This is a genomic window from Roseateles microcysteis (genome assembly GCF_036880965.1).
GTDB lineage: Bacteria > Pseudomonadota > Gammaproteobacteria > Burkholderiales > Burkholderiaceae_C > JAUASW01.
Genome location: NZ_JBAJMV010000001.1, coordinates 884,765 through 898,771, shown reverse-complemented (window position 1 = coordinate 898,771; position 14,007 = coordinate 884,765). Strand labels below are relative to the sequence as shown.

Below are 14,007 nucleotides of genomic sequence, written 5' to 3'. Positions count from 1 at the left end.
CTTGTATCCGCGAGAACGCCCGGCAGCGATCTGCGGCACCGGCGCATCGGACCGGCCAAGCGGACGCTCTGCCGGCGCCATGACCATGGCGCCGGGCTTGCCATCAGTGCGAGGGTCGGCGACCTTTTGTTGGACTGACCAGGCCGCCATGAATGCACCGCATCCGCTGATGCCCGCCGAGATCGCCACCGCTGCCAACGAAGCAGTGCTGGATGCCGCGCCCCGACTGCGCGAGATTCCCTACAACTACACCTCGTTCTCGGACCGCGAGATCGTCATCCGGCTGCTGGGTGAATCCGCCTGGGACACGCTGAACCAGCTGCGCGAAGAGCGCCGTACCGGCCGCTCCGCCCGCATGCTTTATGAAGTGCTGGGTGACATCTGGGTGGTGCAGCGCAACCCCTATCTGCAGGACGACCTGCTCGACAACCCCAAGCGCCGCCAGATGCTGATCGATGCCCTGGAGCACCGACTGCACGAGGTGGAGAAGCGTCGCAACCCGAGCGACGCCAAGCGTGACGCCGCCGTGGGCGAGCTCCTGGAAGCTGCACGCAAGGCCGTGGCCGAGTTCGGCGCGCTGTTCCGTCGCATTTACGACCTGCGCCGGCAAACGAACAAATTGCTCGGCAAGCGCACCGCCAAGGACAACATCAAGTTTGATGGCCTGTCGCGCGTTTCGCATGTGACCGACGCGACCGACTGGCGGGTCGAGTACCCGTTTGTCGTCCTGACGCCCGATACCGAAGCCGAGATGGCCGGCCTGGTGGCTGGCTGTATCGAGCTGGGCCTGACCATCATCCCGCGAGGAGGCGGCACCGGCTACACCGGCGGCGCCGTACCGCTGGTGTGGAACAGCGCGGTGATCAACACCGAGAAGCTCGAGGCGCTGCGAGGCGTCGAGATGCTGCAATTGCCAGGCGTCGACAAGCCGGTGGCAACGATCTTCAGCGAGGCCGGCGTGGTCACGCAGCGCGTGTCCGATCTCGCCGAGCAGCACGGCTTTGTGTTCGCCGTGGACCCGACGTCGGCCGAAGCCTCCTGCGTGGGCGGCAACGTCGCCATGAACGCTGGCGGAAAGAAGGCTGTGCTGTGGGGCACGGCGCTGGACAACCTGGCCAGCTGGCGCATGGTGACGCCCGAGGCCAAGTGGCTGGAGGTCGTCCGCCTCAACCACAACCTCGGCAAGATCCACGACGTGGCGACGGCCAGCTTCGAGCTGCGCTACTTCGACGCCTCAGGCAAGAAGCTGGAGCGCACCGAGCGCCTCGACATCCCGGGCCGCACCTTCCGCAAGGAGGGTCTCGGCAAGGACGTGACCGACAAGTTCCTGGCCGGCCTGCCCGGCATCCAGAAGGAAGGCTGCGATGGCCTGATCACCAGTGCGCGCTGGATCGTGCACCGCATGCCAAAGCATGTGCGCACGGTCTGCCTGGAGTTCTTCGGCAATCCCAAGGACTGCGTACCGTCCATCGTGGACATCAAGGACTTCATGTTCGCCGAGGCGAAGAACGAGGGTGGTGCCATCCTCGCCGGCCTCGAGCACCTGGACGACCGCTACCTGAAGGCCGTGGGCTATGCCACCAAGAGCAAGCGCGGCGGCCTGCCCAAGATGGTCTTGATCGGCGACATCGTCGGCGACGACGAAAACGCCGTGGCGCGTGCAACGTCTGAAGTCGTTCGCCTCGCCAATGGCCGCAGCGGCGAGGGCTTTGTGGCCGTCTCGGCCGACGCGCGCAAGAAGTTCTGGCTCGACCGCAAGCGCACTGCCGCCATCTCCAAGCACACCAATGCGTTCAAGGTGAACGAGGACGTGGTGATTCCGCTGGAGCGCATGGGCGAGTACACGCTGGGCATCGAGCGCATCAATATCGAGCTCAGCCTGCGCAACAAGCTCGCGCTGGTTGATTCGCTGAAGGCCTTCTTCTCGCAGGGCAAGCTGCCGCTCGGCAAGAGCGACGACGCGAGCGAGATCCCGAGCGCCGAACTCCTGGAAGACCGCGTGCAGCAGGCGCTGGCCTTGCTCGACGAGATCAGCGGCCGCTGGGCGCGCTGGAAAGACGAGCTGGACGCACCGAGAGAAGAAGAGCGCAGCTACTTCGATCAGTTGCAGGACCACTCGCTGCGCGCTTCCTGGAAGGCGCAGATCCTGAAGCCCTTGCAGGAAATCTTTGCCGGCGGCGCCTTCGCTGCCATCATCGAAGAGTGCAAGCGCATCCACAAGGAAGTCTTGCGCGGCCGCGTCTGGGTGGCCTTGCACATGCATGCCGGCGACGGCAACGTGCACACCAACATCCCGGTCAACTCCGACAACTACGAGATGCTACAGACGGCGCACGAAGCCGTGGCACGCATCATGAAGCTGGCGCGCTCGCTGGACGGTGTGATCTCGGGCGAGCACGGCATCGGCATCACGAAGCTCGAATTTCTGAGCGATGAAGAGCTGGCGCCGTTTGCCGGCTACAAGGCCAAGGTCGACCCGGAGGGCCGCTTCAACAAGGGCAAGCTCTTGCGCCTGGGTGGGCCTGATTCGCTGACCACCTATGCCGATCTGACCAATGCCTACACCCCGAGCTTTGGGCTGATGGGGCATGAATCCCTGATCATGCAGCAGAGCGATATCGGCGCGATTGCCGACAGCGTCAAGGACTGCCTGCGCTGTGGCAAGTGCAAGCCGGTCTGCGCGACACATGTGCCACGCGCCAACCTGCTTTATTCGCCGCGCAACAAGATTCTCGCCACCTCGCTGCTGGTCGAGGCCTTTCTGTACGAGGAGCAGACGCGCCGGGGCGTGTCGATCAAGCACTGGGAAGAATTCGAGGACGTGGCCGACCACTGCACGGTCTGCCACAAGTGCGCGAACCCCTGTCCGGTCAAGATCGACTTCGGCGACGTGACCATGAACATGCGCAACCTCCTGCGCAAGATGGGCCAGAAGAGCTTCCGCCCCGGCAATGCGGCGGCGATGTTCATGCTGAACGCCACGAGCCCGGAGACGATCAAGCTCGCACGCAGCGCCATGGTGGGCGTGGGCTTCAAGGCGCAGCGCCTGGCGCACGACGTCTTGAAGACCTTCGCGAAGAAGCAGACCGCCGCGCCGCGCGCGACGCTGGGCCCCGCTCCGATCAAGGAGCAGGTGATTCACTTCATCAACAAGAAACTGCCGGGCGGACTGCCGAAGAAGACGGCGCGTGCGCTCCTGGACATCGAGGACAAGGACTACGTGCCCATCATCCGCAACCCGGCCGCCACCACGGCCGAGACGGAGGCTGTGTTCTATTTTCCGGGCTGCGGTTCGGAGCGATTGTTCTCGCAGGTGGGTCTGGCCACGCAGGCCATGCTCTGGCATGCGGGCGTGCAGACGGTCTTGCCGCCGGGCTATCTGTGCTGCGGTTACCCGCAGCGCGGTTCGGGCCAGTTCGACAAGGCCGAGAAGATGATCACCGACAACCGGGTGCTCTTCCACCGCGTGGCCAACACGCTCAACTACCTGGACATCAAGACCGTGGTGGTGAGCTGCGGCACCTGCTATGACCAACTGCAGGGCTACAAGTTCGAGGACATCTTCCCGGGCTGCCGCATCATCGACATCCACGAATACCTCTTGGAGAAGGGCATCAAGCTCAGCTCCAACCAGGCTTTCCTGTATCACGACCCCTGCCACAGCCCGATGAAGCTGCAGGACCCGATGAAGACCGTGAAGGCGCTCGTCGGGCCCGAGGTGGTGAAGAGCGAACGCTGCTGCGGCGAGAGCGGCACGCTGGGCGTGACCCGGCCCGACATCTCGACACAGGTCCGCTTCCGCAAGGAAGAAGAGCTGCGCAAGATGGAGACCGAATTGCGCGACAGCGGCAAGGTCGCGGCAGCCGAGAACCTGAAGATCCTGACCAGCTGCCCGAGCTGCCTGCAAGGCCTCTCTCGCTACGGCAACGACCTGCAGAATGGCCTCCTGGAAGCCGACTACATCGTGGTCGAGATGGCCAACCAGATCCTCGGCAAGGACTGGATGCCCGAGTACGTGGCCAAGGCGAATCAGGGCGGCATCGAGCGGGTGCTGGTCTAGGAGGCCGTTCGCAGGCGGCTGGCCGGCTTCAGCCGGCGGCCTTCCTCAGCGCATAGCCGAGCAGGGTGCCGACCTGGCGCAGGTACTCGACGTGCTCGGGCGTCCAGTCGAGGATGTCGGTGGTGTTCTCGCAGCAGAACAGGCCAAAAGGGGTGCCACCGATGTTGATGCCGACGTCGAGCAAGGAATAGATGCCAAGCGGCTCGAAGTAGATCTCGTTGAAGCAGCTGGTGATCGGATTGGCGCGGGCATCCCCTGCGACGATCAGGTTGTCGCGGCGCATGGCCTCGAAATAGGGGCCGAAGTCTTCCTCCGTCAGCACGGCGCCATTGGTCCACTTGGCATCCGTGCGGTCGTACAGGCTCAGGCACTCGATGCTCATGCGCAGTTCGGGATCCGGATAGCGCCAGAGGCTGGCGCGCGTGCAGCCCATTTCCTCTGCCAGGGTGCGCGTCAGCTGTTCATAGAACGCAGAGGAGGCCATGCCGCCGTCCATCAACTGCTTCGAGATGGCAAGAACCTTGGGCTTGTCAAACATCGGTTTCTCCTTGGGCTTCGAATGTGGCCCGCATGCGCGGGATCTGCGTAACTTGCCCTGTGGCAAACTCCCGCGCTTCCTCGTTTACCCGTACCTAGACGTTTTGGACAAGATTCTTCTGCAGTTGGCGGCCGAGCTGAAGGTCCGCCCCACCCAGGTCAATGCAGCCGTCGAGCTGCTCGACGGCGGCGCCACCGTTCCCTTCATCGCCCGCTACCGCAAGGAAGCCACCGAGGGCCTGGACGACATCCAGCTGCGCGAGCTGGAATCGCGCCTGGGCTATCTTCGCGAGCTTGAAGAGCGCCGCGCCGCGGTGCTCAAGAGCATCGACGAGCAGGGCAAGCTGACGCCTGAGCTGCGTGCATCCATCGAGGCCGCGCCCACCAAGCAGGAGCTGGAAGACCTCTACCTGCCCTACAAGGTCAAGCGCCGCACCAAGGGCCTGATCGCCCGCGAGGCCGGCCTGGAGCCGCTGGCCGACAAACTGTTTGCCGACCCATCGCTCGACCCGATGTCCGAGGCGGCCGCTTTCCTGAACCCCGACGCCGGCTTCGCCGATGCGTTTGCCGTGCTGGACGGTGTGCGCGACCTGCTCAGCGAGCGCTGGGCTGAAGATGCCGTGCTGATCGGCAAGCTGCGCGAATGGCTGTGGGAAGAAGGCCTGTTCCAGTCCAAGCTGATGGACGGCAAGGACGAGAACAACCCGGACATCTCCAAGTTCCGCGACTACTTTGATTACGCCGAGCCAATCCGCACCGTGCCTTCGCACCGCGCGCTGGCCGTGTTCCGTGGTCGCACGCAGGAATTCCTCGATGCCAAGCTGAGCCTCGACGAAGTGCTGGTGCCGGGTCAGCCCGGTCTGGCCGAGGGCCGCATTGCTCGCCATCTGGGCTGGAGCCATGCGGGGATGCATCCGGCTTCGCCGGGGCATGCCCAGCCCACCCGGGGGGCAGCGAGCGCAGGGAGCGTGGGGGCTCCGATTCGCGCGAGCGACGAGTTGATCCGCAAGACCGTGGCCTGGACTTGGAAGGTCAAGCTGGCGATGAGCCTGGAGCGCGACCTGTTCTCGCGCCTGCGCGAAGCAGCTGAAGCAACCGCCATCAAGGTGTTTGCGGAGAACCTGCGCGACCTGCTGCTGGCCGCGCCGGCCGGCAAGCGCGTGGTGATGGGCCTGGACCCGGGCATCCGCACCGGCGTGAAGGTGGCTGTCGTCAGTGACACCGGCAAGGTGCTGGACACCAACACCGTCTATCCGCACGAGCCGCGCAAGGACTGGGAAGGTTCGCTGCATACGCTGGGCCGCCTGGTGGCCACCCATGGCGTGAACCTGATCGCCATCGGCAACGGCACCGCCAGCCGCGAGACCGACAAGCTGGCCGCCGACTTGATCAAGCGCATCCAGCAGATGGCGCCTGAGGTGAACATCGAGAAGGTCGTGGTCAGCGAGGCCGGTGCGTCGGTCTATTCGGCCTCCGAGTTCGCATCGAAGGAGTTGCCCGACCTGGACGTGAGCCTCCGCGGTGCCGTGTCCATCGCCCGCCGCCTGCAGGACCCGCTGGCCGAGCTGGTCAAGATCGACCCGAAGAGCATCGGCGTCGGTCAGTACCAGCATGACGTGAATCAGAGCGAGCTGGCCAAGACGCTGGACGCCGTGGTGGAAGACTGCGTGAACTCGGTGGGCGTGGACCTGAACACGGCGTCGGCGCCGCTGCTGTCCCGCGTGTCGGGCCTCTCGGCTGCCGTGGCAGCGAGCATCGTGCGCTGGCGCGACGCCAACGGCTCTTTCCGCAACCGAAAGCAGTTGCTCGACGTGACCGGCCTGGGCCCCAAGACCTTCGAGCAGGCGGCAGGTTTCCTGCGCATCCGCGATGGCGACAACCCGCTGGACCTCAGCGGCGTGCACCCGGAAACCTATCCGGTCGTGCAGCGCATGCTGACCCAGCTCGGCCGCCCCGCGACCGAGGTGCTGGGCAAGAGTGACGTGATACGCACGCTTCGCCCCGAGGCCTTTGCCGACGAGACATTCGGCGCCATCACCGTCAAGGACATCCTGGCCGAGCTGGAGAAGCCGGGCCGCGACCCGCGTCCGGACTTCAAGGTCGCGCGCTTCAACGACGGCGTCGAGGACATCAAGGACCTGACCGAAGGCATGGTGCTGGAAGGCACGGTCTCCAACGTTGCGCAGTTCGGTGCCTTCGTCGACCTGGGCGTGCACCAGGATGGGCTGGTCCACGTGAGCCAGCTGTCGAACAAGTTCGTCAATGATGCCCGCGAGGTGGTGAAGACCGGCGACATCGTCAAGGTCAGGGTGCTGGAGGTCGACCTGGCCCGCAAGCGCATTTCGCTGACGATGAAGCTGGACGCGGCGCCGCAAGCCCGAGGTGCCAAGAGCGCCGACAACAACTTCCGCCCCGCAGCGCGCAATGAGCGAGCCGGTGGCAGCGGCAAGGCGCAGGCGCCGGCAGGCGGCAATGCCATGGCCGAGGCTTTTGCCAAGCTGCAAGGACGCCGTTGACGTCGCCTGCTCGCGCTTGGGCACCGGATTCCTGCAACTGATCGCATCCAGCCTGACAGGGTTTACGAGTATCGATATCGTGCCGCCTCAGTTCAGACCCTCCCTTGGAGCAGTACATCTTGACCAATAAGAAACACGCCATTGCCGCCGCTTGCGCGCTGCTGACCTCTGCCGCCGCATTTGCCCAGGAAGGCCCGCAAGGCCCCGGCGACGGCCAGCCCCGCCCTGGCGCCAAGCTGGAACGGGTTGAAATCAGCGCTCGCCCGCAGAGCGATACGGACCTGCGCCGCAAGTCCCAGGTGGCCAAGCAGGTCTATGGCCGAGAGGAACTCGACAAGTTCGGCGATACCAATGTGGCCGATGTGCTCAAGCGCCTGCCGGGCGTCAACGTGTCGGGTGGTGCACCGCGCATGCGTGGCCTGGGCAGCGGCTACACGCTGATCCTGCTGAACGGCGACCCGGCGCCCCCGGGTTTCGACCTGACCCAGCTGGACCCGGCCCAGGTGGAGCGCATTGAAGTCACCAAGGGCCCCAGCGCCGACCAGAGCGCGCAGGCGGTTGCCGGTGCCATCAACATCATCCTGAAGGACGCGCCCAAGGTCACTCAGCGCGACCTGCGCCTGAACATGGGCTACAGCGCCGTGCGACCCAGCGTGTCCGGCTCCTACACCTATGGCGAGAAGAAGGGCGACCTGGGCTACACGCTGCCGATCTCGCTGTTCTCCTGGCGCAATCAGCAGGAGTCGACAACGACCCGCGCAGCTCAAGGTTCGAATGGCCAGCCCTCGGTGATCACCCAGCGCCTGGAACAGAACGGCTGGGGCAACGGCTGGAACTTCTCGCCGCGCATGAACTGGAAGATCAGCGACGAGGAGAACCTGACGGCCATGGCCTTCATGCAGCAGGGCCGCTGGCACTTCAACCCGGAGTACGAGACGATTCTCAAGTCGGGCCTGCCGAGCGAGGACTACAACAGCCGCAACATCGGCACCTTCCGGATGGCACGCGCCAACCTGCAGTACAACAACCAGCTGAGCGAAACGCGCCGTATCGAGCTCAAGGCGGGCGGTCAGGAAGTACACGGCACGTTCAACAACACGGTCTACGACAACCAGCAGCGAGGTTCGGTCGGCGACAACACCGACCGCAACCTCACCCAGGCCGGCAAGTTCGCGCAGGTCCTCAATGACGCGCACAGCCTTGCGCTGGGCTGGGACCTGGAATGGCGCAAGCGCGACGAGACGCGTTTCGTGACCGTCGGCGGCAAGGCCCAGTTGCCGGGCGTTGATGGCCTGCCGTTTGCGGCCACCATTCAGCGCCAGGCCTTCTTCATCCAGGACGACTGGGAGATTTCGCCGCAGTGGTCGGCCTATCTGGGCCTGCGCACCGAGCGCATCGTCACCGAGAGCGCCGCCGTGGGCGATGCCGAGCGCCGCAACAAGAGCAGCGTCACGACGCCGCTCTTGCACATCAACTACAAGATCGACCCCAAGGGCCGTGACCTGATCCGCACCAGCCTGACGCGCAGCTACAAGGCACCCAACCTGAACCAGTTGCTGGCACGCCCGGCCATCTCGGGCCTGTACCCGGATCCGAACACGCCCAACACCTACCTGGCGCCTGACTTCATCGGCAACCCTGACCTCAAGCCCGAGCTGGCAACCGGTCTGGACGTTGCCTATGAGAAATACCTCAGCGGTGGCGGCATGATCAGCATCGGCGGCTTCTACCGCCGTGTGAACGACCTGATGCGCAACGTCACGACGCTCGAGGCTGCGGGCTCGGCCTTGAATGTGTCGAAGACGCAGGCGCGCTACGTCAATCATCCGACCAACTTCGCGCGTGCCGAGACGGCTGGCCTGGAGTTCGAGATCAAGGGCCGTGCCGGCGAATTGTTGCCCTCGGTCTTCGACGCCAAGCTGCCGCTGAACCTGCGGGCTTCGCTCAACTACTACAAGTCCAAGGTCCAGAATCTGCCCGGACCGGACAATCGCCTGGATGGCCAGCAGCCCTGGTCGATCACGGGTGGCTTTGACTACCGCCTGACGGGCCTGCCGGTGAGCATGGGTGCGAACCTGAGCTTCACGCCTGGCTACCTGACGACGCAGACCTTGACGCAGTCGATGGAGCAGACCCGCAGCCGTGGCTTCGACATGTTCGCGCAATGGATGCTCAGCCGCACCAGCTCGATCCGCATGTCGGCCAACAACCTGTGGCCGGTCGATACCCGTTCGACCACCTTCGTCACGAACGGCTACAGCCGTACTGAGCGTTATGGCCGCGCGCAGTTCGGCCTGTCGTGGGAGCAGAAGCTCTAAGCAGAGCATTTAGACTGCGGTGCATGCAAGCACTGCAAATCCATGCGGGCCCTCGGGCCCGCATTCGTTTGGCCGAACGCGGCCTGCGCGCCGACGACGTGCGCGTCATTCCCGCAGCGGCCGGCGGGCCCAAGGGCCTGATCCTCAACGGGCTTGATCGACACATCTTCGGCCCCTGGCTGGGCAGCAGCGCGCAGGACGTTCATCTGCTGGGAGCGTCGATAGGCGCCTGGCGCATGGCGACGGCATGCCTGGGCAATGCCGAAGAAGAGTTTGCTCGGTTGGCCGTGGAGTACGCGCACCAGGACTACGAGCATGCACCGGGCAAGGCGCCGACGGCTGCCTCCGTCAGCGGCGGATTTGCCGCCAAGCTGAACGAGGTTTTCGGCGGCCGCGAGGCCCAGGTCTTGAGCCATCCGCGTTTCCGCCTTCACCTTTTCACCTCGCGTGGCCGGCATGTGCTCGCAAGGGAAGGGCGCCTGCGCACGCCGCTTGGCTATTTCGGCGCCTTCGCAACCAACCTGGTCTCACGTCGTGCCATGGGCGCCTGGCTGGAGCGGGTCGTCTTCTCCGACCTGCGCTCGCCGCTGCCAATGCTCTTGAAGGACTATCGCAGTCGCCAGGTCGAACTCAATCGTCGCAATCTGCTGCAGGCGCTGCTGGCCAGTTGCTCGATTCCCTTCTGGCTGAAGGCCGTGCACGACATCCCTGGCGCGCCGCGTGGTGCCTATTGGGATGGCGGCATCACCGACTATCACCTGCACCTCGACTACGCGCAGATGCTGGGCGACGGCATCGTGCTGTATCCGCATTTCCAGCGCAGCGTGGTGCCCGGCTGGCTGGACAAGGCCTTGAAGCATCGGCATGCGCCGAGCGCGTTTCTCGACAACGTGGTGGTGCTCGCGCCCAGCGAGGAATTCGTCAAGAGCCTGCCGCGCGCCAAGCTGCCGGATAGAGCCGATTTCCAGCATTACGGCGACGATGTGAATGCACGTGCGAGCGCCTGGCTGCGCGCCGTGCGTGAAGGCGAGCGGCTGCGCGATGAATTTGCCACACTGACCCAGAGCAGCTCGGTTCAGGCGCTGCCGCTTTGATTCGCTACAATCGGCGCTCCTCCAATCAGCAAGGATGAGAAAGGCGACCTGGTTATGACACCGCGAACTACGACCTCCACCACTCAGGTTTAGTCGGCCGCGGCTCGTCTCGTCTTTTTCATTTCATACCAAAAGCGCGGCAAGTGGCCGCGCTTTTTGTTTTTCGAGCCCCGATCCTCGAGTGATCGCCGGGCTTCAGGAGCTACCCATGATTTCGATTCAATTGCCCGACGGTTCCAAGCGCGAATTCGACTCGCCCGTCACGGTGGCGCAAGTCGCCGCCTCCATCGGCGCCGGCCTGGCCAAGGCTGCACTGGCCGGCCGCGTTGACGGCAAGCTGGTGGACACCAGCCATCTGATGGCGACGGACTCGCAACTCGCCATCGTCACCGACAAGGATGCCGATGGCCTGGAAGTCATCCGCCACTCGACAGCCCACTTGCTGGCCTATGCCGTGAAGGAGCTGTTTCCCGATGCCCAGGTCACTATCGGCCCGGTGATCGAGCATGGCTTCTTCTACGACTTCTCGTACAAGCGCCCCTTCACGCCGGAAGACCTGGCTGCTATCGAATCGAAGATGAACGAGCTCGCCAAGAAGGACGAGCAGGTCACGCGCACTGTGCTGCCGCGCGACGAGGCCGTGGCTTACTTCAAGAGCATCGGCGAGGCCTACAAGGCCGAGATCATCGCCAGCATCCCGGCGAACGAAGACGTCTCGCTGTATGCCGAAGGCAAGTTCACCGACCTGTGCCGCGGCCCGCACGTGCCTTCCACGGGCAAGCTCAAGCACTTCAAGCTGATGAAGGTGGCCGGCGCCTACTGGCGCGGCGACCACAACAACGAACAGCTGCAACGCATCTACGGCACGGCCTGGGCCACCAAGGACGACCTGCAGAAGTACCTGACGATGCTGGAGGAAGCCGAGAAGCGCGACCACCGCAAGCTCGGCAAGGAACTCGACCTGTTCCACATCGATGAGGTCTCTCCGGGCACGGTGTTCTGGCATCCCAAGGGCTGGACGGTCTGGCAGGAGGTGGAGCAGTACATGCGCCGCGTCTACCGCGAGAACGGCTACCTGGAGGTCAAGGGCCCGCAGATCCTGGACAAGAGCCTGTGGGAGAAGTCCGGCCACTGGGACAAGTACCGCGAGAACATGTTCACGACCGAGTCGGAGAAGCGTGACTATGCGCTGAAGCCGATGAACTGCCCCGGCCACATCCTGATCTTCAAGCAGGGCATCAAGAGCTACCGCGACCTGCCGCTGCGCTTCGGCGAGTTCGGCCAATGCCACCGCAACGAGCCCACGGGCGGCCTGCACGGCATCATGCGCGTGCGCGGCTTCACACAGGACGACGGTCACATCTTCTGCACTGAAGACATGATCCAGCAAGAGGTCACGACCTTCACGACACTCTTGCGCAAGGTCTACAAGGACTTCGGCTTCAACGAAATCCTGTTCAAGCTGTCGACGCGCCCCGAGAAGCGCATCGGCACCGAAGAGAGCTGGGACCGTGCCGAGGCGGCGCTGGCCGAAGGCCTGCGCGCTTCCGGTTGCGAGTTCGAGTACCTGCCGGGCGAGGGCGCCTTCTACGGTCCGAAGATCGAGTACACGCTGAAGGACGCACTGGGCCGCCAGTGGCAGTGCGGCACCATCCAGGTGGACCCGAACATGCCCGAGCGCCTGGACGCCGAGTTCGTCGGCGAAGACGGCTCGCGCCATCGCCCCATCATGCTGCACCGTGCCATCGTCGGCAGCCTGGAGCGTTTCATCGGCATCCTGATCGAGCAGCACTCCGGCGCGCTGCCGGCTTGGCTGTCGCCGACCCAGGTTGTCGTCGCCAATATCACGGATGCGCAGGCCGACTACGTGGCTGAGATCGTGAAATCGCTGCAAAAACAAGGGGTTAGAGTCTCGGCAGATTTGCGGAACGAGAAAATCACGTATAAAATCCGCGAGCATTCTTTGCAGAAGGTACCGTTCATCCTGGTCGTAGGCGACAAGGAGAAGGCAAACGGTGCCGTTGCAGTGCGCGCCCGAGGCAACCAAGACCTGGGTGTGATGTCACTGGCAGACTTCCAATCGAAGCTGTCGGAAGCCATCACCTCCAAGGCCTGATGAGGTTCGATCCAGGGCGCGCTTTCGTTCTTGTCGGGCCTCGCCTTGGGTCCATTGAAAGGTAAGCACCATCGCTACTTTTGCTGACCGTCGAGCTATTCCTGAGCGAAAGCATCGGCTGAACCGTGAAATTCTTGCTCCCGAAGTCCGCCTGAATGGCCCGGAAAATGAGCCCATTGGCGTCGTGAGCATCCAGGAAGCCCTGCGCATGGCGGGTGACCTGGACGTCGATCTGGTTGAAATCTCGCCCACCGCCAACCCGCCCGTGTGCCGGTTGATGGACTACGGCAAGTTCAAGTACATCGAGCAGAAGCGCGCGGCCGAAGCGAAGTCGAAGCAGAAGGTCATCGAGATCAAGGAAGTCAAGTTCCGCCCGGGTACGGACGAAGGCGACTACCAGATCAAGATGCGCAATCTGCGCCGCTTCATCGCCGAGGATGGTGACAAGGGCAAGGTGACGCTGCGTTACCGCGGCCGCGAAATCACCCACCAGGACATCGGCATGCGCCTGCTGGAGCGGATTCGCGACGAGCTGGCAGACGTGTCGGTGGTCGAGAACATGCCCAAGCTCGAAGGCCGGCAGATGATCATGGTGCTTGCACCAAAGAAGCGCTAAAGCGTTTCTGGCAGTTTCAGCCCGCCGATCTGGTCGTCGGCGGGCTTATTAGTCTCCTGAGGCCAAACAAGTGCAACGAGGAATCGGAGCCGCCCCAGGGACATACTTAAAAGGAGCACTAACATGCCCAAAATGAAGACCAAGAGCAGCGCGAAGAAGCGTTTTCGCGTTCGTCCGGGTGGTACCGTCAAGCGCGGTCAAGCGTTCAAGCGCCACATCCTGACCAAGAAGTCCACGAAGAACAAGCGCCAACTGCGCGGCACCGTGACCGTCCACGAAACCAACATGGGCCACATGGCTCAAATGTTGCCTTTCGCTGGCCTGTAATTCCACCATTTAACTAAAGGAGATTTAATATGCCTCGCGTTAAACGTGGTGTTACCGCTCGTGCCCGTCACAAGAAGGTCCTGGCTCTGGCCAAGGGCTTCCGTGGTCGTCGCAAGAATGTCTTCCGCATCGCCAAGCAGGCGGTGATGAAGGCAGGCCAATACGCCTACCGTGACCGTCGTGCCAAGAAGCGCGTGTTCCGTGCACTGTGGATTGCTCGTATCAACGCAGCAAGCCGCGGTCTGGGACTGACCTACAGCAAGTTTGTGGCTGGCCTGAAGAAGGCTCAGATCGACATTGACCGCAAGGTCCTGGCCGATCTCGCCGTCAACGATCCTGCTGGTTTTGCCAGCATCTTCGACAAGGTGAAGGCCGCTCTCGCTTAATTGCCCGTCTGCCGCCGCGAGCGGCAGCGGCAGCCCC

The 14,007-nt window shown here is 63.7% G+C and carries 9 protein-coding genes; 8 read left to right on the top strand and 1 reads right to left on the bottom strand.

Going from position 1 to position 14,007, the window contains the following annotated elements; all coding sequences use genetic code 11:
* Positions 1-148: 148 nt before the first annotated feature.
* Entirely contained in the window at positions 149-4,060 is a 3,912-nt protein-coding gene (locus V3596_RS04095; protein ID WP_334276311.1) for an FAD/FMN-binding oxidoreductase, read from the top strand.
* Positions 4,061-4,088: 28 nt separating this feature from the next.
* On the opposite strand, the gene V3596_RS04090 is transcribed toward V3596_RS04095, so the two are convergent.
* Complete coding sequence (locus V3596_RS04090; protein WP_334276310.1) at positions 4,089-4,598, bottom strand: GAF domain-containing protein; 510 nt, start codon at positions 4,596-4,598, stop codon at positions 4,089-4,091.
* 103 nt (positions 4,599-4,701) lie between these two features.
* Between V3596_RS04090 and V3596_RS04085 the strand changes: the two genes are divergently transcribed.
* The 7 genes from V3596_RS04085 to rplT all read left to right on the top strand — a co-directional run bounded on the left by V3596_RS04085 (position 4,702) and on the right by rplT (position 13,970).
* Positions 4,702-7,113, top strand: a complete 2,412-nt coding sequence (locus tag V3596_RS04085; protein WP_334276309.1) for a Tex family protein — start codon at positions 4,702-4,704, stop codon at positions 7,111-7,113.
* 119 nt (positions 7,114-7,232) lie between these two features.
* Positions 7,233-9,431, top strand: a complete 2,199-nt coding sequence (locus tag V3596_RS04080) for a TonB-dependent receptor plug domain-containing protein (RefSeq protein WP_334276308.1) — start codon at positions 7,233-7,235, stop codon at positions 9,429-9,431.
* 23 nt (positions 9,432-9,454) lie between these two features.
* The gene (locus V3596_RS04075; RefSeq protein ID WP_334276307.1) at positions 9,455-10,525 is read left to right on the top strand and encodes a patatin-like phospholipase family protein; all 1,071 of its coding nucleotides are present in this window, start codon (positions 9,455-9,457) and stop codon (positions 10,523-10,525) included.
* Between the two features lie 208 nt (positions 10,526-10,733).
* The gene (gene thrS, locus V3596_RS04070; protein ID WP_334276306.1) at positions 10,734-12,641 is read left to right on the top strand and encodes a threonine--tRNA ligase; all 1,908 of its coding nucleotides are present in this window, start codon (positions 10,734-10,736) and stop codon (positions 12,639-12,641) included.
* Positions 12,642-12,711: 70 nt separating this feature from the next.
* A complete protein-coding gene (infC, locus tag V3596_RS04065) occupies positions 12,712-13,257 on the top strand; it encodes a translation initiation factor IF-3 (RefSeq protein ID WP_334276487.1) in 546 nt (181 codons plus the stop codon).
* A 123-nt stretch (positions 13,258-13,380) separates the two neighbouring features.
* Positions 13,381-13,584: a 50S ribosomal protein L35 gene (rpmI, locus tag V3596_RS04060; protein ID WP_282823763.1), complete on the top strand. Its 204-nt coding sequence runs from the start codon at positions 13,381-13,383 to the stop codon at positions 13,582-13,584.
* Positions 13,585-13,613: 29 nt separating this feature from the next.
* On the top strand, positions 13,614-13,970 hold the full coding sequence (rplT, locus tag V3596_RS04055) for a 50S ribosomal protein L20 (protein ID WP_334276305.1): 357 nt from the start codon (positions 13,614-13,616) through the stop codon (positions 13,968-13,970).
* Positions 13,971-14,007 lie beyond the last annotated feature (37 nt).